The 25,349-nt window shown below is 56.8% G+C and carries 21 protein-coding genes, 1 tRNA gene and 1 pseudogene; 12 read left to right on the forward strand and 11 right to left on the reverse strand.

The window, feature by feature from the left end; translation table 11 throughout:
- The 6 genes from ACWGKN_RS09565 (at position 1) to ACWGKN_RS09590 (ending at position 7,433) form a co-directional block, all read left to right on the forward strand.
- On the forward strand, positions 1–1,224 hold the full coding sequence (locus ACWGKN_RS09565; protein WP_052160064.1) for a cation diffusion facilitator family transporter: 1,224 nt from the start codon (positions 1–3) through the stop codon (positions 1,222–1,224).
- Positions 1,225–1,256: 32 nt separating this feature from the next.
- Positions 1,257–2,309, forward strand: a complete 1,053-nt coding sequence (locus ACWGKN_RS09570; protein ID WP_035230655.1) for an Mrp/NBP35 family ATP-binding protein — start codon at positions 1,257–1,259, stop codon at positions 2,307–2,309.
- 140 nt (positions 2,310–2,449) lie between these two features.
- Positions 2,450–2,794, forward strand: a complete 345-nt coding sequence (locus ACWGKN_RS09575; RefSeq protein WP_452095115.1) for a ferritin family protein — start codon at positions 2,450–2,452, stop codon at positions 2,792–2,794.
- A gap of 486 nt (positions 2,795–3,280) precedes the next feature.
- Entirely contained in the window at positions 3,281–3,748 is a 468-nt protein-coding gene (locus ACWGKN_RS09580) for a CBS domain-containing protein (protein ID WP_424255277.1), read from the forward strand.
- Positions 3,742–4,638 (forward strand): CBS domain-containing protein, encoded by an 897-nt coding sequence (locus ACWGKN_RS09585; RefSeq protein WP_452095116.1) that lies wholly within the window; start codon positions 3,742–3,744, stop codon positions 4,636–4,638. The genes ACWGKN_RS09580 and ACWGKN_RS09585 overlap by 7 nt, the downstream gene beginning before the upstream one ends.
- Positions 4,639–4,715: 77 nt before the next feature.
- The gene (locus tag ACWGKN_RS09590; RefSeq protein WP_424254010.1) at positions 4,716–7,433 is read left to right on the forward strand and encodes a PhnD/SsuA/transferrin family substrate-binding protein; all 2,718 of its coding nucleotides are present in this window, start codon (positions 4,716–4,718) and stop codon (positions 7,431–7,433) included.
- 252 nt (positions 7,434–7,685) lie between these two features.
- On the opposite strand, the gene ACWGKN_RS09595 is transcribed toward ACWGKN_RS09590, so the two are convergent.
- The 4 genes from ACWGKN_RS09595 to creD all read right to left on the reverse strand — a co-directional run bounded on the left by ACWGKN_RS09595 (position 7,686) and on the right by creD (position 12,082).
- Positions 7,686–8,207 (reverse strand): DUF1643 domain-containing protein, encoded by a 522-nt coding sequence (locus ACWGKN_RS09595; protein ID WP_035230651.1) that lies wholly within the window; start codon positions 8,205–8,207, stop codon positions 7,686–7,688.
- Positions 8,208–8,547: 340 nt separating this feature from the next.
- Positions 8,548–9,357, reverse strand: coding sequence for an alpha/beta hydrolase (locus ACWGKN_RS09600; protein ID WP_424254008.1), 810 nt, complete (start codon positions 9,355–9,357; stop codon positions 8,548–8,550).
- Positions 9,358–9,419: 62 nt separating this feature from the next.
- On the reverse strand, positions 9,420–10,211 hold the full coding sequence (locus ACWGKN_RS09605; RefSeq protein ID WP_424254006.1) for a GNAT family N-acetyltransferase: 792 nt from the start codon (positions 10,209–10,211) through the stop codon (positions 9,420–9,422).
- 542 nt (positions 10,212–10,753) lie between these two features.
- On the reverse strand, positions 10,754–12,082 hold the full coding sequence (creD, locus tag ACWGKN_RS09610) for a cell envelope integrity protein CreD (RefSeq protein WP_424254004.1): 1,329 nt from the start codon (positions 12,080–12,082) through the stop codon (positions 10,754–10,756).
- Between the two features lie 287 nt (positions 12,083–12,369).
- On the opposite strand from creD, the gene ACWGKN_RS09615 reads away from it, so the two are divergent.
- The 3 genes from ACWGKN_RS09615 (at position 12,370) to ACWGKN_RS09625 (ending at position 15,371) form a co-directional block, all read left to right on the forward strand.
- Positions 12,370–12,537: a hypothetical protein gene (locus tag ACWGKN_RS09615; RefSeq protein WP_424254002.1), complete on the forward strand. Its 168-nt coding sequence runs from the start codon at positions 12,370–12,372 to the stop codon at positions 12,535–12,537.
- 646 nt (positions 12,538–13,183) lie between these two features.
- Positions 13,184–14,365: a hypothetical protein gene (locus ACWGKN_RS09620; RefSeq protein WP_424254000.1), complete on the forward strand. Its 1,182-nt coding sequence runs from the start codon at positions 13,184–13,186 to the stop codon at positions 14,363–14,365.
- A gap of 187 nt (positions 14,366–14,552) precedes the next feature.
- Positions 14,553–15,371, forward strand: a complete 819-nt coding sequence (locus tag ACWGKN_RS09625) for a DUF3786 domain-containing protein (RefSeq protein ID WP_424253998.1) — start codon at positions 14,553–14,555, stop codon at positions 15,369–15,371.
- A gap of 158 nt (positions 15,372–15,529) precedes the next feature.
- Here ACWGKN_RS09625 and ACWGKN_RS09630 read toward each other — a convergent pair.
- From ACWGKN_RS09630 to ACWGKN_RS09660, 7 genes and pseudogenes are all read right to left on the reverse strand, one after another.
- A pseudogene (locus ACWGKN_RS09630) lies at positions 15,530–15,817 on the reverse strand (DUF2157 domain-containing protein); the annotation flags it as partial.
- A 358-nt stretch (positions 15,818–16,175) separates the two neighbouring features.
- On the reverse strand, positions 16,176–16,517 hold the full coding sequence (locus ACWGKN_RS09635) for a hypothetical protein (protein WP_452095117.1): 342 nt from the start codon (positions 16,515–16,517) through the stop codon (positions 16,176–16,178).
- A 777-nt stretch (positions 16,518–17,294) separates the two neighbouring features.
- A complete protein-coding gene (locus tag ACWGKN_RS09640) occupies positions 17,295–18,047 on the reverse strand; it encodes an acyltransferase (RefSeq protein ID WP_424255843.1) in 753 nt (250 codons plus the stop codon).
- Between the two features lie 1,105 nt (positions 18,048–19,152).
- A tRNA-Arg gene (locus tag ACWGKN_RS09645) sits at positions 19,153–19,229 on the reverse strand.
- Positions 19,230–19,355: 126 nt separating this feature from the next.
- The gene (locus tag ACWGKN_RS09650; RefSeq protein WP_424255845.1) at positions 19,356–19,676 is read right to left on the reverse strand and encodes an HNH endonuclease; all 321 of its coding nucleotides are present in this window, start codon (positions 19,674–19,676) and stop codon (positions 19,356–19,358) included.
- Positions 19,673–21,007: a bifunctional folylpolyglutamate synthase/dihydrofolate synthase gene (locus ACWGKN_RS09655; RefSeq protein ID WP_424255847.1), complete on the reverse strand. Its 1,335-nt coding sequence runs from the start codon at positions 21,005–21,007 to the stop codon at positions 19,673–19,675. The genes ACWGKN_RS09650 and ACWGKN_RS09655 overlap by 4 nt, the downstream gene beginning before the upstream one ends.
- A 63-nt stretch (positions 21,008–21,070) precedes the next feature.
- A complete protein-coding gene (locus tag ACWGKN_RS09660; protein ID WP_424255849.1) occupies positions 21,071–23,260 on the reverse strand; it encodes an ATP-dependent helicase in 2,190 nt (729 codons plus the stop codon).
- 139 nt (positions 23,261–23,399) lie between these two features.
- Between ACWGKN_RS09660 and ACWGKN_RS09665 the strand changes: the two genes are divergently transcribed.
- The 3 genes from ACWGKN_RS09665 (at position 23,400) to ACWGKN_RS09675 (ending at position 25,343) form a co-directional block, all read left to right on the forward strand.
- The gene (locus ACWGKN_RS09665) at positions 23,400–23,798 is read left to right on the forward strand and encodes a hypothetical protein (RefSeq protein WP_035228505.1); all 399 of its coding nucleotides are present in this window, start codon (positions 23,400–23,402) and stop codon (positions 23,796–23,798) included.
- 85 nt (positions 23,799–23,883) lie between these two features.
- On the forward strand, positions 23,884–24,918 hold the full coding sequence (locus tag ACWGKN_RS09670; RefSeq protein ID WP_424255852.1) for a glycoside hydrolase family 3 protein: 1,035 nt from the start codon (positions 23,884–23,886) through the stop codon (positions 24,916–24,918).
- 5 nt (positions 24,919–24,923) lie between these two features.
- Positions 24,924–25,343 (forward strand): NINE protein, encoded by a 420-nt coding sequence (locus ACWGKN_RS09675; protein ID WP_424255854.1) that lies wholly within the window; start codon positions 24,924–24,926, stop codon positions 25,341–25,343.
- Positions 25,344–25,349 lie beyond the last annotated feature (6 nt).

Below are 25,349 nucleotides of genomic sequence, written 5' to 3' on the forward strand. Positions count from 1 at the left end.
ATGGCAGTGACAGAAAGGATCGCCTGTTTATCGATCGCTACCAACCTCCTGCTGGTGGCGATCAAGGCAGGCCTTGCCGTGCTTTCCGGAAGCCTGGCGATCAAGGCGGATGCCATCCATTCCCCGACCGACGTGGCCTCTTCGGTCATTATCCTGCTCGGCATCAAGATCGCCCAGCGTCCCGCCCGAGGATTTCCCTACGGCCTGTACAAGGTGGAAAACCTGGTCGCCCTGGGGACATCGGGGCTTATTTTCTATGTCGGCTATGAGATCTGCGCCGAGGTGCTGGCCGGCCCGCGAATGCTGCCAACCCAGATCCCCTGGGCAGCCCTGGGAATCGGCAGCACCATTGTCATAACCTGGTGGTTCTCCCGCTATGAACTGAAAAAAGGCAGGGAGACGGGCTCGCCCAGTCTGGTGGCGGACGCCCGGCATGTCTGGAGCGACATGCTCTCCTCGCTCGTGATCCTCGTTTCCCTCCTCGGTGCCGCCACCGGCGTGTACCTCGACCACTATGCCGCCCTGGTCGTCGTCGTCTTTATCGGGCGGACGGCCATCGGCATCTTCCTCGACGCGGTGCGCGTCCTTCTCGATGCCTCCCTGGACAATACCAGCCTGACCAGAATCCGCACCCTGGTGCTGGCCGATCCGCGGGTGGTTGAAATCAACGAGCTCCGGGCGAGGAACGCCGGCCGCTACAAGTTTGTCGAACTCGACATCACCCTCCGCGTCAGCGACCTGGAGAGGGGACACCGGATATCGGAGGAACTGGAAAACCGGCTGAAGCGGGAAATCGCCCAGGTTGATCGCATCCTGATCCACTATCAGCCCCGACAAAAGGCGCAGCTCACCTACGCCATACCCATTGCCGCCGACCGCAAGACAGTTTCCGAGCATTTCGGCGCGGCGCCCTTTTTCCGGCTGGTCACCCTGCAGACGGTAAGCGGCATGGTCATTTCCGAACGCATCTTGGAAAACCCCTATCTCGAGGAGGAAAAAAGCAAAGGAATCAAGGTGGCGGAGTGGTTGCTCGAAAACGGACTCGATGTGCTGATCTCCCACCAAGACCAGGCCGGCAAAGGGCCGCAGTTTGTCCTGGGAAACAGCGGTGCGGAAATTCTCATCACGAAGGAACGCGAAGCCGACAACGTCCTGTCCATGGTGCAGGCCAAGGCAAAAAAATATGCCGGCAGGAATGCGGAACAGATGGAGTCAACCAGCTGAAAACAGCAGTGACGGGGACAAAGGAGACAAAGATGATGACGGAAAAGGAAATTGGCGCGGCATTGCGGGCAATCATACATCCCAGCCTGAAAAAACCGCTGATCGACCTGGGGATGATCCGCGACATCGCGGTCCGGGGGACGGAGGTCAACCTGACCCTGGCGTTGAAATCGGACCATGGCCCTCTGAAGGAAAAATTTGTCCGGGATATTGAACAAACCGCAGGGGCATTGCCCGATGTCTCGGCGGTGAAGGTGAATGTCGCCATCCTGAGCGAGGAAGAGCTGCAGCGGCTGTTCCCCAGGGTGCCGCTCAAGGGGATCGAAAAGGTCCGCCATATCGTGGCCGTGGCGAGCGGCAAGGGCGGGGTGGGCAAGACCACGGTCGCCGTCAACCTGGCCCTGGCTTTTGTGCGCAACGGCCTGCGCACGGGACTGCTCGACGCCGACGTCTATGGCCCCAGTGTCCCCCTGATGCTGGCCCTGCCCGATTCCCTCGAGGAAGAAGCGGGAATGATCCTGCCCAGGGAAAAATTCGGTCTGCGTGTCGTCTCCCTGGGCATGACCGCCGGCGAGACCGACGCGTTTATCTGGCGCGGCCCCCTGGTTTCGAAAATGATTCGCCACCTGCTGGAGCGGGTGCAGTGGGGCGAACTCGATTATCTGGTCATCGACCTGCCGCCGGGGACCGGAGATCCCTCCATCACCGTGGCCCAGGCCATACCCCAGGCCTCGATCCTGATGGTCACCACCCCGCAGGAAGTGTCGCTGATCGATGTACGGCGGTCGGTCACCCTCTTTCGGAAACACCGCCTGCGCATCGCCGGTCTGGTGGAAAACATGTCGTACTTCCGCTGCGGTCATTCGGTACAGCCCATAGAGATTTTCGGCCATGGCGGCGGCGAGAAACTCAGCCGGGAAACCGGTCTTCCCCTGCTGGGCGCGATCCCCTTCGATCTTGAACTCGGGCGCGGCGGCGACAGCGGTCTGCCGCTCCTGGTGTCGGCGCCCGATTCCGAGACCAGCCGGGTTTTTCTGGAGGTGGCAAGTAAACTGAACCAACAGAACGAAGCGGCGAGCCGATGAACCCGCGACGCTCTCACATTTTTTGCCGGCGCTGGAAAGCACGCCTGAGCATCGCAGGGCAACAATCGCGGTTTCCGGAAAGCCGCCACCTTCTCGTGCAGCGTTGACAACCGACAAACACCCAAAAAAAGGAGGATGACATGCCGGAATTCGGGACACCATTTTCAGGATTGGCAAGGGACAGGAAGCTCACCCATGAGGAACTCGTCAGGGCGATTCGATTCATGGTGGCGGCGGAGTATGAGGCCATCCAGTTGTACATGCAGCTGGCGGAATCGACAGACAACAGGCTGGCCATCGAGGTGCTCAAGGATATCGCCGACGAGGAACGGGTCCATGCCGGCGAGTTTCTGCGCCTGCTCCATGAACTCGCCCCCGATGAGGCAACCTTCTATGCCCAGGGGGCAAGCGAGGTGGAGGAAGAGATCGGCGAGCTTAAAGCAGCGCGGCACACAGTGACGGATGACAAGAGCCCGGTCGCTTGAAACAGGCGATCGAACCGCTTCGCCCAGAACATGACCACGGCGCGTTCGTGGTCATCGCGTCGATGAGAGAATATAAATTATTGTGCAATTCCGTCATGATGCGGAATATTTTCCGCCATGGTCGATCATCGAGCACCCAATGGCAATGACCTGTCTCCCGGTTCGATTGGCCTCAAAGGTGTCATCTACGTTCAGTGGGTGCACTGTTACTCAGAAAACAGCCAAGGCCGGTGTTTCCCTGACTGCCGATGAATGTCCGCTACTCGGATGCGGTATCGCCGGTTGCCTCCTCCCCCAGGCGTCAATTGTTCCGGGTGAGTGGCCGCGGGTCGCCATGGAACGGCGTGGTCAAATTGTCGGGGTCGTCTTCGGAGGAGTTGAAAGGTGCTGTCCGCGCAGGTAAACTTTTTTTAAGGCGTGCCGGTGGTTGTTTATCCTGCGCATCACAACGAGAGGAGCTTGATGAGCATGGTGGCTCGAGACGTCATGGATAGCCGATTTCATCTCCTCCATCCTCGGGATACCTTGTCCCGGGCAGTCGAGATGTTTCAAACCGCCAGTCGCGAGGAGAAGAGAAAGATTTTCGGCCTGATGGTGGTGGATGACGAGGACCGCCTGGTGGGGATGATTTCGATGTACGACATCCTTCTTTTCCTCCAACCCAAACATGTCAGAATCTGGAGTGAGATGGAGGAACCGGACCTCGACCAGCTCTTCACCGAGCTGCTGGAGCGGGCCAAAGGGATTGAGGCGGGAGATATCATGACCACCGAAGTGGTCACCATCAGTCCGGACACCCATCTCCTCGCCGTCGCGGATATCATGCTGAAAAAACATGTCCGCCGCCTGCCGGTGACGGAAAATGGCCGGATAATCGGGATTGTCTACATATCTTCCCTGTTCCACCACATGCTCTCCGGATTTCTGCCGTCCCAGGGGCAAACGCCATGGTAATCGTCAGGCAGAGAAGCGTCCTGGCCGGACTGCGGGTCCGGGAGGTGATGCGCCGACGGGTTACCCGTCTGCCCGGCAAGGCCACCCTCTCCCACTGCATCAATCAGCTGGTAAAAAACAAGATCAGCGCCCTCCTGGTCATCGACGGGGAGGAGCATCCGATCGGCGTGGTGTCGAAGACCGATTTGATCGGTGCTTTTTATGCCGGACTGCCGCTTGACACCAGGATCGATCAAATAGTCGCCGGAGAACCGCTGTTCCGTCTTCCCGACGACAGCCTCGAATCGGCCATCGATCTGATGCACGGCAAGGGAGTCCATCGCTTGTACGTGATGGGGGCGGATGGCGGTCGGATCGTCGGCAAGCTGGCCTATCCCGATATCGTCGCCCTCCTGTATCGGTATTGCCGGGCCTGTCCCAACAGCTCCGCCACAGGGCGCCGGTCGGCGACGGCGGCCGCCGATGCGCAGCGATTGCGGGTGAGCGAGGTCATGACGGCGGGCGTCCTGTCGTGCCCGCTCCAGACCAGCCTGGCCGAGGTCGTCGAGCAGTTGACCGCCCGGCGTTTCGGGGCCGTCGTGGTCACCGATGCCGCCGACGTGCCGCAAGGAGTGCTGTCGAAATCCGATCTGGTTCTGGCCTACAAGCACGGACTCGGCATAAACCACCCTGCAACGGCGGTCATGCAGACCCCGGTGCTCAGCTGTGGCCGCGACGACCTGCTCACCACCGCGCTCCGGCAGATGCTCCTCAAGGACGTGCAGCGCCTCTTTGTTCACCAGGGTCAACCGCCCCGCATGGTCGGCGTGCTTTCTCTCTCCGATTCAGTCCGTTTCCGCTCGGGTTCCTGCCGGGCCTGCATCTCCGGCCGCCTGATTGCCGGAGAGTAGAACTGGCGGCAGCAGTTCCCTGGACGTTTGATTTTTTTGCGGAGGCACCAGTGCTCCATCTGCCACGAAGAATGGATATGATCTCACGCCCGCACCGCAACCTCCCAGTTTTACTGCTGTTCCTCCTTGTTTGCTTCCTGGTCGGGGCAACCCGTGCACAGACCGCCCGTGACGTCCGGATCGGCCTCCTGGCCAAACGGGGCTCGGAGATCGACGTCAAGCTGTGGACCGCGACCGCCGACTATCTCACCGCCCGATTGCCCGGCCATCGTTTCCACCTCGTTCCGCTCGATTTCACCGAGATCCACGATGCCGTCCGGGAGGCGAAGATCGATTTCGTCCTCGCCAATTCCGCTTTCTACGTGGAACTGGAAAAACTGTACGGGGTGAACCGGATCGCCACCCTGATCAACCGGAATCTGCCGGGGCAGCAGACAACCATCTTCGGCGGCGTCATCTTTGCCCGGGCCGACCGCCATGAAATCAAGGAAATCAAGGATCTGCGCAACCGCCGGTTCATGGCGGTCGAGCCGCGCTCCTTCGGCGGCTGGCTGGTCTGCTGGCGTGAACTGAAACGTCTCGGCATCGATCCCCTCCGCTTCTTTGCCTCGCTGGAGTACGGCAATACCCATGATGCCGTGGTCCAGGCCGTGCAGAACGGTACGGTCGACGCGGGAACGGTCCGCACCGATACCCTGGAGCGCATGGCCGACGCCGGCACCATCCGGCTTGACGAATTCCGGATTCTCAACGAGCGGCACATCGCCGGATTCCCCTTCAAACTCAGCACCGCCCTCTATCCGGAATGGCCGATGGCGGCCATCCGGACCACCCCCGCCGACCTGACCCGCCGGGTCGCCTCGGCCCTGCTGGCCATGGACAGCGACGATCCCGCGGCCAGGGCCAGCAAGAGCGCCGGATGGGCCGCACCGCTGAACTACCAGCCGGTGCACGACTGTCTGCTCGACCTGCGCATCGGCCCCTATGCGGATTTCGGCCAGTTCACCCTCAACGACGTCCTCAGGCGCTATTGGCGGCAACTGGCGATTCTGCTGCTCCTCGTCATGGCGGTTCTCCTGACCTCCCTCTACATTCTGCGCCTCAACCAGCGCCTGAGGCAGAAGAAAAGAGAGGTCGACGAACTCAACGCAACGCTGGAGGACAAGGTGGTCGAGCGGACCAGCCGGGTCAACACCCTGCTGGACCAGGAGTTGTATCTCCGCGAAATCATGGAGACGATTGCCGAAGTCAACGCGCTGCTGATTTCAGCCACCGACCTGGATACGCTTCTGCATGCGGCATGTAAGGCGATGGGCGAACACAGTCATTACGGCCACAGCTGGATCGGGCTGCTGCACGATGGCCTGGTCGACCGGGTGTTCAGCACCGACGATTCCCTTCGTCCGCCCGGCACTCCCCCCTACAATCCCCATGACCCCACCGACCCGTTCGCCTCGTCGGCCGAAGGCAGCTGTATGACGAAGAATCAGACCGTGGTCATGGTCAGGAAGGAGGAGCAGGGTGCCGCCACCTCCCGCCCCGATCCGGCCACGACCGGCAAATTTCGTGCCGTCATCGCCTTGCCGCTGCGCGCCGACCGCTATTCCTCCCCCCTGGGGGCGCTCTGCGTCTATACCATGCGCCGGGAAGGCTTCGAGCAGGAGGAGATCGCCATGCTCGAGGAACTGGCGGGCGACATCGGGTTTGCCGTCAACTCTTTCCGGCAGAAGGAACAGGTGGCCGACCTGGAGAAGGCGCGGATCGAAAATTACCAGCAGACCATCCGATCATTTGCCGACATGATCGATCAACGGGACACCTTTACCGCCGGGCACACGGTTCGGGTCGCGGAGTACAGCAGGCTGCTCGCCACGCAGATGGGACTTGCAAAAGAGCAGATCGACCTGCTGCAGCAGGCGGCAATCCTCCATGACATCGGCAAGATCGCCACCCCTGACTCGGTGCTGCTCAAACCGGGAAAGCTCTCCACCCTTGATTACGAATTGATCAAACTCCATGCCTCCGCCGGCCACGCCATGCTGGCAAGCATTCCCATGTACCGGGAGCTTGCCGAAATCATCCGCCATCATCATGAGCGCCATGACGGCATGGGCTACCCGGATCGCCTGCGGGACAAGAATATCCCTCTGCTGTCGCGGATCATTGTCGTTGCCGACTCCTTCGACGCCATGACCACCAACCGCATCTACAAGCCGCGCAAGACGGTTGCCGAGGCCCTCCGGGAGTTGGAAACGCTCAGCGGCAGCCAATTCGACCCGGACGTTGTCGCCGCCGGGCTGATCGCGTTGCGCAATGTGGAGAGCCCTGATTCCATCGACCAACTTCCCAGGAATCAAATGGAAGAGCGCAGGTTTTCGTACTTTTTCAGCGACAAGCTGACAGGGCTCTACAACGAGGACTACCTCCAGATCATGCTGCGGAACAATCAGGTACTGCACGAATTTCGCTGTCTCCACAGCGTGCATGTCAATAATCTGGAGCAGTACAACATGCGGTTGGGTTGGGAGCAGGGTAACCTGCTGATGCAGAAAATCGCCACCGAACTGCAGGCACTTTTCCCCGGGGCGCTGCTGTTCCGGGCCTATGGCCGTGATTTTGTGATCATCACAGCCCACCATGTCAACCTTGCTGCGGATTTGCTCCGTTTGGCCAGCCTCAAGGGAACAGAGGTGACGCTGGAATCAAGCCATATCGACCTGCTCGAGGAGACAACCTACTATATCGACAAGATGGAACGTCTTGAAATCAAGTGCGAAATGCAGAAATGCCGATGACATCGCGGTACGCGGTGCACCACTTTTTTGTTGACCGGAATGATCAGGTCCGACCTGAGGAGATTCTACGAAAGGCCGGATTGCGTCCGGGGCCGAGATCACAGCGAGGGGGGGTCGGAAAAAATCCTGCAAAAAAATGAAACCACCATGGCACGGGATATTTGAGCCGGACATCCACCAGCCGGCCGCCGCCACATCAGCGGCGGGCGGATTTCCACCCTCGTGCTATCGGCCGCGTACAGTCCGTCCATTTTAAAGGTCTGATTCGTCATAGCTGGACACATAACCACTGTAGCCCGCCCTTGAAGGGTGGGATTTCCCCTGCAGCAGCAGTTTATCTCTCTGGTTCCGGAGCATTCGGTTGATCACCTGTTTCCTGGTGGTATGGGCGTTGCTCTTGCCCCAGGCGACAAGAATGACATCAGACTCCGCAATCGCCTGCTCGATGTGCCGATCGTTGTCGGCACCGATATCCATCTCCGTCCCGGAAAACGCCTGAGTCTGGATCAAGGCAAACTGGTTGACGATTATCAGCCTCTGCGCCCCGGCGAACTGTGGCAGCCCCTGCAGGAATACCAGCTTTTCGAGGAACTGGACCGATTTGTCGGCGATGGCGGCGTTGGCGACGCTGGGGTTCTGCAGGATCGCGCCGACAGTCAGCGGGTGACCGGCCACAGGCGGATTGCGGCTGACCTCGAGCCGGTAGCGGTACTTCCGACAAGGTGAAAAGGTGGCCGTGACCTGGACGCCATCGATATGCCGGTAGATCCGCATCGAGTCCTTCGCGCTTTGGCAAGCCGCACTCCTCTCGCCTATTTCCCCATTATTTCGTCCGTCCGGAAACGGCTCTTTTTCCCTGACCCTTCGTTGCTCTCAGCAATGTAATCCACCGGTAAGCGAGGTACGAGACTCCGAGATATCAAATATATGCCTGCGGTCAAATTCATCGAGCGCCTCGATTCATGAAAAAATATCTCGTTTCCGGCTGGACACTGTTTCATTCCGCCCTCCCGCTCTCCTCCGCCCCGGGATGGCATCGCGAGGCGGAGGCCAGGCCGGGGTTCACCAACCCGCGATCGCCGACTTCCGGGTGCCATGGGCGATCACGACCCGCTCACCTCCCTGTGTTCAGAAACTCCAGGACATCATCCCACCACGCCGCACCGGGATGGCTGGGCCAGTCGTTGTGACCGGCATCTGCAAACGTCCACAGCCGTTTAGGCTGGGAGAGCGCGCGGTACAGCCGTTCCGTCAGCCGGTTCGGGATGATCTCATCCCGTCCGGCCATAATAACGGCGACCGGACCGGCATAGTGCACCAGGTTTGCCGCATTATCGTAGGTGTCCTGCAGCAGCAGTCCGACCGGAAGCCAGGGATAGTGAACCTTGGCCTCATTGGCCAGTGAATCCCACGGGGTGATCAGGACAACTCCCCGCGGGCGGAGCTCGGCATCGGCGGCCAGAGCAGATGCCACGCCGCAGCCCAACGATTCGCCCCACAGGTACAACGGCCCGCCAAACTCCTGTTGCGCCCGTAGCGCCGCCCGGCGACCATCGGCGATAAAACTCTCTTCGCCCAATTCACCGCGCCGCCCGCCATACCCGGGATATTCGATCAATACCACGCGGAAGCCCCGACCCTCCAGGGCGGCGATATAGTAAGAGCGGTCCACTGCCGCCCCGGCATTGCCGTGGCACACAACGATCGTGCCCCTGGAACCGGCCGGACCTTTCCGGCTCACTATGCCGTAATATCCTGCATTATCGTCAGGCCACAATCGCAGATCCTTTGCCGCGGCGAAGCGGCGCACTTCATCAATCGTGTGTTGTCCGGGGTAATAGAGCAGAGCGCGCTGGATATTGCCGCGGGCAAGGACGGCGACAATGAGCCCAAGGACCGTGACGACAAAGGCAATCTTGACCATGATGGATGTCAACCCCTCCCACCTGTAAGGTTCGGTATCACGCTGCTGCGGACCGACTGCCGCTACCGGCCTTCGGCCCTGAACCCTGCATGGAACGTCACTTTGCCCTGGGGGTAGAGGCCGTTGAAAGACAGGGCGAAGAAGACCTCCGGCGGAACCCCCTCCACCACGAATTCCGAGACGTTTTCGAAACCGAATTTTCTGTAGTACTCCGGATGCCCCACCAGACAGCAGCCTCGAGCTCCCAGGTCGTGCAGCCGTGCCAGTCCCTGCCGGATCAGGGTCGTGCCGATTCCCCGCCGCTGGTATCCCGGCAGCACCGAGACCGGTCCGAGCCCGTACCAGTCCGAAGTGCCGTCGGAAATGGCCACCGGCGAAAAGGCGATATTGACCGCTCTATTATTGTGGAATTTTTGTGAAACAACGATACCTGCAGTCTGGCCGAAAATTTCCTTGTACCTGATAATCGAATCCAAGGTTCGTCTACCTGCGTAATCACAGATAATATCCTGTTCCGGTACACCTGAAAGGACGAGGTCATTTTTCATATCCCGGGGTTCATTGTACCCCACCTTTCTATTGTCTCCCGAGACGATAATTTTTTTACATTTATTTGCCAGGTACAGCTTCGAAGCCGCCTTGATTCTATTGTTATGATACTGGTTTTCCCGGCCATTTCTTAATTTCTTCGAAGTCCCCAGAACTATGACTGAATAGGCTGGTGCAATATCATCGATGGTATCGTACGTGAATCTGCTATAATTATTGACCGCTATATTCGCTATTGTCACACTAAAAGTTAACGTAAGTATCACAAAAACACTCAGTGTTAGAAGTACTTTCTTTTTTTTCATGATGCCGTGTTATGATTCCATTCCAAATGATCAGAGTTCAGCGAGTCCATATGAAGCTCATTTTTTCTGCCCGACGTGCGTGTAAATGGATGCCGCCGGAATCCCACGTATGCGATCCTATTTAATTTTTTTAACACAAAGGACTTACCGCTGGCAAGAGCATTGTCGTGAGGTGATGCCCGGAGGATTTCAAAGCGCAGTGGAGAGAATACACCGAAGGCGAGAGCGGCCGGAGGGAACAATAACCGGCAGTGCAACGATGCCGGCAGAAAAACAGATATGTCAATCAGGGCGAGTCTGATCAAGAGGCTGAAGGATGGGCAACCAGACTGAAGTCCTAGCGCGGCTCCAGTCGGATTGCAGTCAATGAGCCGGCTCTCTCACCGAACAGCGCAGGTGGTGTATCTCAACTTGCGGATCGTCTCCCGTCGCGATGAACGGAACTCTCTTCTCATCGTCTCGAACGCCTGGCCCGGGAACTGCATGGAGTGAAGCGTATGCTCCCAAGCAGCCATTTTTCAGCACTTTCTGTACGATATACCTTAATCTGTTTCTATCGCATACCAATCAATTTTTCTGGTAATGTACATCACACTACTAAGGATAATAAAAAGACCTATACTTCCCATTACTAAGGCATAGTCTTCAAGTTGCAGGACAATAAATAAATATGAATACAAAATTGTAAGTATCCCTGAAACAGTATATGCAAATCTTTTGTTTTTTATTATCCCATACGCGTAACCTGTAATAGCAATGGTAATAGATGCAGCAGACGCAATATATGCATAATTGAATTTTATATATTCTGATAAAGAAATCAACAACGTGTAAAAAAGTAAAACAGCCAGACCAATCAGAATATATTGTATAGGATGCAATTTTCGTTTATTGATTATTTCTGAAAAGAAAAAAGCCGAGAATGTAAAAATAATAAACATTATAGCATATTTCGATATTCTCGTTGCTTTTTGATAAACATCTGCCGTCAACATCAATTTGAGCCCGAACGCTGACTCCTCAATTTTATATTGATTGCCGATCCAGTATTGGGGATAATTTCGGTTCAGGTGCAATACTTTCCATTTCGCTGAAAAACCATCATCTTTGACTTCTCTCGATGCGGGCAAAAAAGCGCCGTTAAAACTCGGCGAAGGCCATTTTGAATGAAGTTTTACAGTGTTAGTCTCGGCAACAGGAATAAAATTCAGTTGTTCACTACCGTTAACGTTAATCTTAAATGAAAATTTATTCTTCCCTTCAGTCGACAGGGATTGTATTAATGTGCCGACGCCAGATGAGGCTAAATCCGTCGTTTTCAAGCCTGGATTGCAATCATATACCGCTTCGTTGAATTGTATACCTATTTTTTCCTGAATTCCCCGAAGATCAGTAATTCCAATCGAGAAAAATGCCTTATCCCATAGGACGTTTACATCTTCTATATTTAAATGGGATAATGGTGGAATTTTTATCGTTCCATTAAAATCAAGTCTGACATTATACAATACCGCCTCGTATAAACTTCTGTATCGTATCTCCGGCATTATTTCTCCTGAAATATTCAACTCATCTGGAAGAATATGCAGGTAATTTATATTAAATTTGGTTTTTTCGTCGTTATCCTTGTAGAAATTTTTATAAGGAATGGTAATGAACGGTCCTGTAATTGTCTGACTCGTTCCCCATTTACTACTGATCTCATCTACGACAGTATTTTTTCTTGATTCTCTTTCATGTATCAACGATTTTATCATTGATGCCGGTATCAGCAATACCAGCACCAAAATTCCCATAGAAAATATTTTAACAGTTGCTGACGTCTTGATATAGCTGGATGTTTTTTTAATTGTTTCTTGTGGGTTGATCATTTTTATCTCGTCTTTTGAGTGATGTGCCATTGGCAATAACCATCGTACGCAGCAGCACAGATTTCCATAAACTGAAGTGCAGGACACGTCTGATTCATTGCATTGATGTCAGATTTTGATATCTTGCAAAAAAACGTTCAGGGTAACCGGTACTCTGCGGTGAGCCCACATTCTCCCATGAATGTGCCCGGCATCGGCAAGAACTGTTCGGGTTAAACTCCATTGTTCGTTATCCTGTGTTAAATCATCATCTCAGCATGAGCTACTCATCGCCGGCATGAGCATTGTTGCTAAGCTATACCGGGAGGACGACGAGGCTCTACGGAGAGTACCTCTTCTTTCTGTTCGTCTCGAATCGCACTGAACGGTGGTCGACGACCACCACCTCGAACAGGAACTTTGCCGACCGGCAGGGACTATTCGGCAATTCCGGCTATGGTTACCTCAGTCCTTGACAGTCTTCTCAACCACAGCAGCGTCGCGATATCAAGGAACACATCTGCCGCCGGAGCTGACATTCCATTTCCGAACAGACCCTCAGAGCGCACCAGCACCATGATACCATCGGCAACATGCATTCTGCTGACATCTAGTGGTACATTTCTCCGTTACCACAACTGGTCCAGTTTTCAGAGCCATGAACAGCAGATAGTACATCGCGGACCGCAGCGCCGGCGGATGAAGCTTTCGTCGCTCCGGCGTGAGTACTCCACACGCCGCCAAAAGGCGGCCGGTACGGTTGATTCAGTCAGCGGGATGATCGCCGGCGCAACCGAAATATCCGGTATCGGTGGCCTGGTGCAAATGGATTGTCAGGCTGACTTAGATGGAATGGGCATTTCGGAACTCTTCAGGTTGGGCAGTACTATCCTGTAGTATTTTCACCGAAAATTATATGCAGGCACATGTCATTATTATCTTGCTGAAAAGTCTTTAATCTGATTTCTCTTTTCGTATTCATCAAGTTAAAAGCCGGTATTCTTTTTAAGGAAAGGGAACTGATAAACGGCACGTAGAAGTTGGTTCGATAAATCTCAATGACGATTTGGAGTTTGATCTCAGGATAAACAGAGCAGTTCATTCTTTTTCAAGGGGGGGAGAATGACGAGAATTGTATTATTGGCCGCTATGGTTTTGGCTACACTTCCGGTGCGCGCCGAAGCAGAGATATTCAAACGGGCGGATGACTCAAGACAAGTGCATCTGTCCAATAGCGCCTTGCCCACTGCCGGCGATTGTCGTCAGGTCGGAGACGAGGCAATTGAGAACAAAGCGGCGCTGAACAAACGGCTCAGCCGGGATGAAATCACATCGATCATCACAAATTTACACCGGACTCGTTCTGAGCTGCAGGCCCAGATTGAAAGCCAACGGCGGCAGGTCCTGCAGTTGGAAGAGGATATCGCCAAAATAATTGCCTACCTGGAGGGTGAAAATCGTCCTCAATCGACCTCTGAAAGCAGCCATCCCGTCAAGTCGCCCGAAATGCATCCGGCCAATGATTCTGCTGATTCCAAGCTGAAGATCTCAGAAAACAATGTGACCGATCAGGGCAAAGGGTGGATCCGCAACGAAAGAACCGGCGATACCATTTCGTTGAGACATGGGAAAGTCACGATGGCCGATCGAGGAGGCAAGCTCATCGACCGGCCTGCAGTGATGCTGACCTCGACCAGGGTGCATACTCCGGATGCGCCATTGCGGGTTGGCAATCTGGATGTCAGCTTCAGCCCGAGGGTCTCAAAGCAGGTAAAAATGGCATTCCTGCAATATCCTACAACTCCAACGACGCATATCCAGAGAAATGAATTGTATGCGAATATCCCGAAAGATAGCTCCTCCGGCGTAAGTCCACCGCCGAAAAAAGAAGGGCCGGTCAAACTGGAGGGTATTGGCGGTGTCCGTCAGATCAGGACGAGGCACCACGCGGTTGCAACCGTTGATTCTCCCATGAACCATCAAAAACCAACCAGATCGATGGAATCGGGTGACGTAACCGAGGTCGGGACAGGTGGGCAAAATTCTCGTCTCCTTACGGAACGAAATCGCACCATACCCGTTGGAAATGGAATACAGGCCGGTATCGGCAAGGGGCATAACGGGATGAGGCCGGAGGAGGCGACCGGCTTCAACTTGCGACGCAAGGCCGCAGAGAAAGAACCAGATGTACCTTCGAAAAAGAAAGTGGCATTTTTGATGTTGCAGGATGAATACATCGATCCAAGAACTTCCAATCAACGCAAGATCGAGATCGCCTCGATGCTTTACTCTCTGGGAGGTTGATATTCAGCGGTTCGGATCAGACCTTCCGCCACCTGATGCGAATCGAAATCAAGCCTGCCTCAAAACATCACTCAGCGGCAGCGTCGGCGGCAAAACCCGGCGGACCCGATCCGCTGCAGTGCAGCCGATCAGGACAACGGCTGGGCAGCATCACCCCGAAATCTTCACTTTGAGGGCAGAGAGAGTCATGGCGCTTTCAGTAGTCGACCTGTATCGAGATATTCTGGCCAAAACCAATTGCCGGGATTGCGGTCTTCCGACGTGTCTCGCCTTCGCCTCCAAGGTTGTCTCGGAAAAACACCCGCTCCAAAACTGTCCCCATATTCCCGCCGACCTCCTGGCGCGTTGTGAAACTGAACTGGCCGAGCAGTACAGCCAGGGGAAATGGTTGAAGCGGGATATGGCCGAGGACGCCCTGCAGTGGGCCAGGAGCAGAGCCGCATCGCTGGCGATCGAGGACCTGCCGGCGCGAATCGGCGGGGAATTGATCCGGATCGGCTCCGACACCCTCCTCCGCCTGCCCTATTTCAACGGGCATCTCCACATCCTCGGCACGACCATCACGAAAGAGGACGGCGGCCAGGTGTCCCGGTACGAGCAGGTGTTCATCCTCAACCACCTGGCCCAGGGCGGCAGTCGTCCACCCACCGGCAGATGGAAGGGGTTTGTCGAGTTTCCGAACACTGTCTCCAAGATGGTCAGCATGAAGGGCGCCGTCGAAGAGCCCCTGATCGCAGGATTTTCCGGCCGGACCGATGAACTGCGCCAGCGCGCCCTGGAACTCGGGGCTCAGCCGATGCCATCGAACGCCGGGTCGGCCGATGTCGCCGTGGTCTTCACCCCGCTGCCGCGGGTTCCGGTGGCCCTGTTGTTCTGGGATGCCACCCCCGGTGACGACGTCCAGTCCCAGGCGAAACTGATGTTCGATGAAACGGTGATCGAGCACCTCGACATCGAATCGATCGTTTTTCTCAGCGAACGGCTCCGCCAACTGCTATGCGAGTGAGCGCCGCCGATTACCGGTACTGATTCCGGCTCTTCGTCGAAGGAGGTCGGTCGGAGACGGCGCCGGACTGTTTCTGTTGCCGTCGCCGGGCTTCCGGAGAAAATCTCAAACCTTGTCGTGCCGTGCCGTGCCGTGGTCCCGTCTTTCCGGGTCAATCCACCAAGATTCCAGATCTTTTCCGCCCGTGATCCCAGGTACCAGAAGCTGAGGGCAAGGATGGCGAAAAAGATCGCCTTGTGGGTGGAGTCCCAGAAATATTCGAAAAAGCGCGTATAGAGGTTGATGAACAGAAACGTGACGCCGAACCCCCTGGTCATGCCGTCATCCTCTTTCATCCCATGATAGATCGAGGCGATGGCGGCGATTCCGAACACCAACGACCAGTGAAACAACTCTATCTGTTTGACTTTCAGCCATTGATCGATGTCGCCATAATTCCCGAAGATTATAAAGCAACTACGACCGCGGCCAAAGCCGGTTTTCCACTGTCCTTGCTGTAAATCGCCAATGATGATTGTAAAATTTCGCAGGAACGTCAGGCACCCGGGATAGCAGCTTATAACCGGTGCGGCCTCACTATAAATTTCATCTGGAGGAATGCCTTTCTATGAAATAATTGATATTTTTTCGCCTCTTCCAGGCAAATGGACAACTGCGCCTTGCGTAAAGTGCATACCATTCGGTTGCACTCCTGACAAATCCCTCGAAAAAAGATAATTCCTTATATTGTCAACGGGCTCGTCCAACCAACGGATAAGATTGTGGTTCGCTTATCGCTCACACAATCTATCCTTATTCGATATGTTATGCCTTTATATGTTTTTGGATTTCAAGTAATTCAACTTTTTGCTTTTCTAAAGATGAAAGTTTTCTCTTAAGGCTATTTATTTCTCTGTTAATTTTCTTCAACTTAAACTTTATCTCTTGTTCTTCTACTGCTTTATTTCCATGTAACTCTTTGGCAAATGCCTCAACTTCTTTTCTGAGTACTCTGAAATACGGATTGCCATGAGCATAGTTCTGACGGTATTGTAATTTTCCCGCTTTCATTGCATCAATTATTTCATCTTCTGTTAGGCCAAATTCTTTACACGCATTTTTGTGACTGAACGTCCCACCTTGCTTGGTCCATTGAGAGTCTGACATTTTTAATATCCAATTTTAGTTGAGCAATCGAGGTAGGACGGCCAGTTTCCCGACCGCCCCCTCACAGATCCCTGCGTGCGGTTTTCTCGCACAAGGCTCCTCAGTATTGCTCGCTTCGTACAAGAACATTCGCATGTTCTCTTTGCTATTCCCCTCAGTGAGGTTTGCTTGCATAATCCAGCCTTTCATATCCGGTACAAGTTTCCTTTGTGGGCTGCACAATACCGTCATCCCCTTCCCCATGTGATCGGCGTTACCGTCTCAAAGTACTATGAGATGATCTGATTCCCTTCGCTTTGTTGACCCGTCGGACAGCCTTTTTGTGATTGAACTGTCCTACCACCAATCGGTAAATCGGTGGAGGTGGAAGGGTCTCCCAAGTTCCCGATGCTTCTCTCACTACATGCCACGCTCTTGGACCCCGGCAGCCCCTCGGGAATCTCACCATTCGATTCCTCTGTACCGGCTTCCGATACGTTAAAACCGTCGCCGACTGCTTTGATTACTCCGACGAGGCTGAATTGCTTTGGGGAGGTACGTCTCCCCTGCGGCCTGCAGTGTTCCCTGTGTACGCTTCACGATCTTTGTTCACCGGTCTTGCAACCGACTCCGCCGACCGCGCAACACTCGGTACGGGCTGTTGGTTAGACTTTGCCCGAGGGGGACTTCCTGCCCGGGAACTTAAGCAGGGCACCCTATAAGAAGCACCAAGCTGCGCTTGGCGCACCAACGACAAAATCAGCCGCGCGGCTTTTTGCGTCGGCTGAATTAGCGTGGTTAGATGATCTTTTCACCAAACATTGACCTCCATTCCTCAGTAACAGAATCTGGGTATCCTCTACGAAAGTGTCTTGGCCATGGATATGCGCTCAATTGTGGATTGTCTTTTAATTTGATTTTAGAAGTTTCACATAAGATTTTTGCAGGATTTCCGGCGACTACCATACCATATGGAACATCCTTGTTAACGAGACTGTGAGCACCTACCAATGCGTGTTCATTGACTGTGATACCTGGGAGTATAACCGCCATGGTAGCAATAACAGCAAAATCTTTAACCGCAACGCCCAACATTGTCTCACTTGGAGGATGGGGATCATTTGTGAGAACGACATAGGGAAATATCCAGATATAGTTTCCTATCTTTGAATGCTTCCCTATATGAACATTACTATGCGTTCGAACGTAGTCTCCGATCTGACAATCACCTTGAATGTCTGACAAAGTACCAATTTGCAAATTCAATCCAGCATAGGTTTTTTCACGGACAGTAACTCGATGGCCAGTTACTAATTTCTCCTTGAAAGATGATCCCTCATAAAATATGCTATGTGATCTTATATATGAGTTATTGCCAATTATTAATGGATTCCCATCTGCTAAGTTTGTTGGATAACCGATTTCACAAAACCCTTCAATAATGGTATTATCTCCAATAACCACATTGTCATATATTACAGAATAATGACCGATTTTGACATTTACCCCTATTTTCGCTTTCGAACTGATGATCGCGCTCTTATGAATCATTTCATCTCCTTATTTGCGGATACGCATCTAACGTTTAATAGTAGGCTGCCGCTTTTTGGGAGAAATCCTCTGGCTAATATGGCGACAGCCTCTTTCTGTTGGAAATAGCCTGTACTCCATTCCAACCGTAATTCTGTAATCTGGCCTTCGGTCGTGTGTCGCATATCACAGAAATGTCATGCATTCTGGTTATAGTAACCCAAGCATACATCAGTAGCAAGGAAATCATGTTAGGAATTTCCTGCAGCTTTATCACGTTATTTTCCAGTTATAGGGCTGCCGGATAACAAGAAAAAAGAGTTCGTGCATACTTTCTTGCTATCCTCATTGCGAGGCATGTAAATGTCAGGCAAGGCGTCTTTTCAGGGTAATTCACCCTATATGCAGCTGATCTACGAAGTTTGAAATAACTCTATTGTTGATTATAACGTCAATGATACCGATGAGATATCGTGTGGTGATTTTGACATGTTTTCCTGGACAGCAGTATCACTGCCCCCTCCTGAAATAAAGACTGCCGATTGCTGCATGGCCGCAAGCCCACCGTCGCCGATTTGAAACTGCAATAGCTTCGCGAAGTGGTTCGCCTCTTGGTTTTTTGCTCTAGAGTGAAGAAGGCTGAAAAATGAGGCCGGCAACTCGGATGGAGTGCTACTGGAAATTTGTACGTCGGCTGAACCGTTCGAACCGACTGAAAAAGAGATTTCTCGCTTCGCTTCGAAATGACAGCGGTGGTGGGCGTCTCGACTTTTGCCCTATCGGGAACAATGAGATTTCTCGCTGGCGCTTCGAAATGACAAAAGGGGGGGGCATCAGGGCCTTTGCCCTACCGGGAACAACGAGATTTCTCGCTTCGCTCGAAATGACGGGGGAGGAGGGTTGAAATGTCTGGAAGAAGATCCAAATGGAGAATGAAGATCCAAATGGAGAATGAAGATCGAAATGGAGAAAGCAGCTCGAAATGGCGGAAATTTTGTTCGATTTGGCAGGAACTTAGTTTGATATGACAGGAATTCAGTAGGTCGCAGCGCCCTTCTCCGACCCAAAAAGGCCGGCCGCAAATAGAAACAGCCGCTTGGACATATATCCAAGCGGCTGCTATCGGTGGTGGACGAGGCGGGATTCGGACCCGCGACCTTCGGCTTCGGAGGCCGACACTCTATCCAGCTGAGCTACCCGTCCCTGTGGTCGATCGATGCAGAGGGCTGGTGCTGCCTACCCTCTGAAAGAGAGGCACATAGTACCACAAAATACAGTGTTGGCAATACAATTATCATCCTCAAACGGCCGGAATCAGGCCGTCGGCCGTCAATCGTGGTTCGGCGGCGAGGGGTTGGCGCCGTGGAGCAGGTATTCCTCCCATTCGAGGGGCAGCATCACCTTTTTGCGGTTGTTGCAGTCCTTGCAGCACGGCACCAGGTTGTCCCTGGTGCTCCGCCCGCCCCGGGCCAGCGGCACGAGATGGTCCATGGTCAGCTCGGTCCGCGCGAACCTGCCGCCGCAATAGTGGCAGACGCCGGCGGCGATCTTGTGCTGCCACCATCGCGTCCGGCGCAGGTCGCGGGCTTTGGCCTTCTCCCGGCGCAGGACCTCGTCGTCGACCCCGTCGAAGCCGAAATCATCGATCATCCGTCAACGACCTCGCCGCGCAGGATCTTGCGCACATCGCCGAGCAGATAGAGCGACCCGGCGACGACGATACAGTCCTCGGGGCCGGAGACCGCCCCGGCCCGGGCGAGGGCGGCGCGGATGTCGCCAACGCAGTCGGCCTTGGCCCGCCCTTCCGGAGGCAGGCAGGCCAGCAGCCGCTCCGGCGTGGCGGCCCGTTCTCCCGGGGCGCTGGTCAGGATCAGCCGGTCGACGACCGGCGAGATGGCGGCGAGGGCGGTGGTGATATCCTTGTCGCCCATCGCCCCCCAGACGCAGACCAGGCGCCGGTCGCCGAATTCGGCCACCAGGGCCTCGACCAGCCGCTGGACCCCGTCGGGGTTGTGGGCCCCGTCGAGCAGGTACCACCGCTGATTAGGGCCGGCGTCGCCGACATCTCCCGGCTCCCGCACGACATCGGCCTGGAAATACTCCATTCTCCCCGGCCACGAGACCTCCGCCACCCCGGCGGTGACTGCCGCCGGCTCGAGCGGAAAGCCGAATTGGCCGAGCAGCAGCGCCGCGGCGATGGCAACCGAGCTGTTCTGCCGCTGGTACCCGCCCCGCAGGGCACAGCGCAGGCCGGAGATCGTGCGCTGCAGCGGCGGCGCCTGCCCCTTCCAGGTCCAGCTGCCGTCGGGATCGTCGGCGAAGTCGAAATCCCGGCCGAGCAGGTAGAGGGCCGCCCCCCGCTCCCGGCAGGTCCGTTCGACCACCGCGGCCGCCTCCGGCACAACGGCGCTGGAGATCACCGGCACCCGCTCCTTGATGATGCCGGCCTTCTCCCCCGCCACCTCGGTCAGGTTGGTGCCGAGATAGGCCTCGTGGTCCATGCTGATGCTGGTGATGATCGAGACCAGCGGCGTCACCACGTTGGTGGCGTCGAGCCGGCCGCCCATCCCGGTCTCGAGGACGACGACGTCGACCTCGCTCTCGGCGAACCACAGCAGGGCCAGGGCGGTGCAGAACTCGAAGAAGGTGATCTGGTCCGGGCCGAGGACCTCGCGGATCCGCGTCGCCAGGCGGGCGAAGGACTCCCGGTCGATGAAGCGGTCGCCCAGCCGGAACCGCTCGCGCACGTCGCTCAGGTGCGGCGAGGTGTAGAGCCCGGCCCGGTAGCCGGCCCGGCCGAGGATCGCGACCAGGGTGGCGCTGACCGAGCCCTTGCCGTTGGTGCCGGCGACATGGACGCAGCGCAGGCCCTGCTCCGGACTGCCGACCCGGTCGAGGAAACCGCGCATCGCCTCGAGTCCGAGCTTGATCTTGTGCATCTGCAGGCTATAGAGATAGTCGACGGCCTCCTGGTAATCCATACGTCTCCTGACAGTTAAGGGTGCGGGGCGATGACACGGCCGCCGGCAACGCCGAGCCGACCGTCACAGAATGGTCAGCTTGGCATAGTCGAGATGGAGGGTCTTCATCCCATGCCGGTCGAACAGGACGTCGAGCGTCCGGGGGCCGGACAGTTTGGTCACCTTGCCCTCGCCGAAAAACGGGTGGCTGACCTTGCATCCCTTCGTGAAATCCGCTGCCGCCGGCTGCTGCCGGGCCGGACCGGCAGCGAGCCGGGGGGCGACCGGGGCTGAAAATTCGGTCGGTCCGGTCCATTCCCGAGCGATTCCGGCCTCCGTCACCCGTTCGTAGAGTCCGGGGCCGAGCTCCGCCAGAAACGGCGACATGCCGACCCGGCGGAACTGCCGGTCCGGGGTCATCAGCTCCCGCGGGTAGCAGAGGTAGAGGAATTTTTTGGCCCGGGTGGCCGCCACGTAGAGCAGCCGCCGCTCCTCCTCCCACTGCTCGCCGATCATCGCCGCGGCATGGGGGAAGCGGCCTTCGGCCAGGCCGATGACGAACACCGCATCGAACTCCAATCCCTTGGCCGAATGAATGGTCGACAGGATCAGCCGCTCCTCCTGCCGCCGGTGGCCGTGCTGGCCGGACTCCGGCGGATCGAGGGCGGTGTCGTCGATGAACGACTGCAGGTCCTGGTAGCCGGCCATGACGCCCTTCAGCTGGTCGAGATCCTTCTGCCGCTTCGGGTAGTCATCGGCGAAGAGCTGCTCGAAGATCGGCTGGTAATAGGCGAGAACCACCTCGTACAACTCGGGCAGGCTGCGCTCCCTGCCCCGCAGGTCGGCAAAGAGCTGGTTGAGGCGGTCGAGGCCCTGCCGCCAGCTCTTGCCGGCCGGGTGCCCGGCCAGGGCCTGGAACGGGTCGCCGGCGGTCATCACGGTCTCGGTGATCTTCTGCGCCGTCTTCGGCCCGACCTTGTCGAGTTGGAGCAGGATCCGGTTCCAGCTCAGGGAATCGCGGGGATTGGCGACGACCCGCAGGAAGGAGAGAAAATCCTTCATGTGGGCCGATTCGGTCAGCTTCAGGCCGCCCCGTTTCTCGAAATCAACGCCCGCTCCTCCCAGTTCGAGTTCGAGCCTGTACGAGTGAAAACCGGAGCGGAACAGCACCGCGATCTCCTCGATCGGGGTGCCCTGGGCCAGCAGCTCCCGCACCCGGCGGATGACGAACAGCGCCTCTTCCCGCTCATCGCGGCCGGCGAAGACACAGGGGCGGACCCCGCCTTCGGTTCGCGAAAACAGGGTCTTGGTATACTTTTCGGCGGCGTTGCGGATAATGTCGTTGGTCAGCGACAGGATCGGCTGGGTCGAACGGTAATTCTCCTCCAGCTTGATGATCCGGGTGTTGGCGAAGACCTTGGGGAACCGCATGATGTTGTAGAAATCGGCCCCCCGGAACGAGTAGATGGACTGGGCGTCGTCGCCGACCGCCATCACGTTGTCATGGGTAGAGGCGGCCAGCCGGACGATATCGGCCTGGATCAGGTTGGTGTCCTGGTACTCGTCGACCATGATGTGGGAGAAGCGCTCGGAGATGGAGCGCCGCACCTCCGCCGATTCCTGCAGCATCCGCTTCCAGTTGACGAGCAGGTCGTCGTAATCCATCAGGCCGTTGTCGCGCTTGAACTCCTGATAGTGCCGCTGCAGGCTGAGGATGTCGTCGAGGTGTTCGCTGAGATGGGTGTACTGCTCGAAAACCAGGTCTTCCAGATCCATCGATTTGTTGACGGCGCCGCTGATTATCGAGATCAGGACCCGTTTGGAGGGAAACTGCTTCGACGCCCCGCCGAGGCCGAGCGATGACTTGAGGAGGTTGATGATCCCCTCGGCGTCGGCCCGGTCGATGATGGTGAAGTTCGAGGCGAAACCGAGACAGGAGCCGTAGCGGCGCAGCAGCATGTTGGCGGTGCCGTGGAAGGTGCCGCCGACCACCCGGCTGCAGGTGTCGTTGAGGAGGCGGCCGGAGCGCCACAGCATCTCCTGGGCGGCCTTGCGGGTGAAGGTCAGCAGCAGGATCTTCTCCGGCGGCACGCCGTGCTGCATCAGGTAGGCCACGCGGTAGACCAGGGTCCTGGTCTTGCCGCTGCCGGCCCCGGCTATGACCAGGACCGGGCCGTCGACCGTCGTCACCGCCTCGTACTGGGCATCGTTGAGTTCGGTCAGATCGACGGCGGCGGCGCCCCTTGCCCCTGAAAATGGTCCCTCGTTGTTCATGGGCGCTACTCTAACACAGGCCCCGCGGCCCCGCAACGTCGGTTGACAAAATGCAGTTTGCCGCTATAGTTAGCTGTTGAAGCCGGTACCGCCGGCCGGTGTCCCTGAAATCCCCAATTCCCTCACGACCCGAACCGCCATGGATGCAACCACCCTGCCGACCCTGTTCACCCCCGAAACCCTGCTCCGGCTTTTTCCCCGGGAACGTTCGAACGAGTTTTTCGAGGCCCTGTTCGGTGACGCCGGCGAGGGCGCCTACGATATCGAGCTGGGATACCGCAGCCTCCAGGGCAACGAGCTGGTCATGGAACTCCGGCTGCACGAGCGACCGGGCCGCTGTCTCGCCTGCAATCTGACCCAGGGCCTGCCCCAGGTCTTCTCCCGCCATCCGATCATCAACCTCAACCGGCTGGTCGAGAACATCGGCGGATTGCTCGAAGGCCAGGCCAGATGCACCGGATGGTCGCTGGGCTCCACCGAGCAGCAGAGCCGGTCGCTCCATGTCGTTCCGCTGAAGATCCGGATCGAAAGGATCTGATTCGAGCCGGGCCATGGCAACCAGAGGCAGGCCGCGCCGGCAGATCCGCCTAATTTCTCCGCCCTGACAGGACCGCCACCGCCCCATGGACCTTCCCCAGCAGATCGCCCAACTCCTGATCGTCGGTTTCAAGGGCGACCGGCTTCTCCCGGACAGCGTCCTCTGCTCCGATCTGCGCGATCGGGCCCTGGGCGGGGTCATCCTCTTCGACCGCCTCCTCGCCGCGAAGCAGCCGGACAACAATATCATCTCGGCGACCCAGACCGCCCGGCTCTGCGCCGAGTTGCAGGACTGCGCCGGCGGCCGGCTGCTGATCGCCGTCGACCAGGAAGGCGGGATGGTCAGCCGGTTCAAGGCCGAACGCGGCTTTCCGACCACGGCCTCGGCCAGGCGCCTGGGTGAGAGCGGCGATGTCGGTCTGACGGCGATCAGCGCCGCCTGTACCGCCGAGATGCTCGGCGCTGTCGGCATCAACCTCAACCTCGCGCCGGTGGTCGACCTCGATGTCGAAGGAGACAATCCGATCATCGGCCGCTATCAACGCAGCTTCGCCGCCGACCCGGCCGTCGTCGGCCGCCATGCCGCAGAGTGGATCACCGCCCACCGCCGGCGCCGCATCCTCACCTGCCTCAAGCATTTTCCCGGCCACGGCTCGTCGCTGGCCGACTCCCATCTCGGCTTCGTCGATATCAGCGCCGCCTGGCGGGAGGAGGAACTGGCCCCTTACCGCACCCTGATCGCCGACGGCATGGCCGATCTGGTGATGGTCGGCCATCTCTTCAACAGCCGGATCGATCCGCTGCTGCCGGCCACCCTGTCGCCGGCGACGATCGGCGGTCTGCTGCGCCGCGATCTCGGCTTTGACGGCGCGGTCATCACCGACGATCTGCAGATGCGGGCCATCACAAACCGCTACGGCCTGGCCGAGGCCTGCATCATGGCCTTGACAGCGGGGGCCGACATCCTCATCATTGGGAATAACCTTCAGTATGATCCGCTGATCGTCACCAAGCTCATCGCCCCGATCGTCGAGGCGGTGCGGCAGGGCCGGTTGACCGAGGAGCGGATAAACGCGGCCTGGCGGCGGGTCAGGAAACTGCAAACCTTCATCCACAGGTAAGGAACATGCGGACGGACAATTCCCCCACCCATTCGATCGTCGTCGGCTATCTGCTCTGGCTCGTCGGTTTTCTCGGCGCCCACCGGTTCTACTACGGCCGGCAGATCTCCGGCACGATCTACTTCTTCACCCTCGGCCTGCTGTTCATCGGCTGGATCGTCGATCTCTTCCTGATCCCGAAGATGAACGAGGAAGCCGACATCCGCTTCAACGACGGCGCGATCGACTTCAATGTCGCCTGGCTGCTGCTGGCCTTCGTCGGCCTGCTCGGCATCCACCGGATGTACATGGGCAAGTGGCTGACGGGACTGCTCTATCTGTGCACCGCCGGGCTCTTCGGCATCGGCTGGATCTATGACCTCTGGACACTGAACGATCAGATCAGCCTGATCAACGGCCGTCGCGATCAGGATGACGGGCGGTGAGACGGG

This window comes from Desulfoprunum sp. (genome assembly GCF_053613775.1).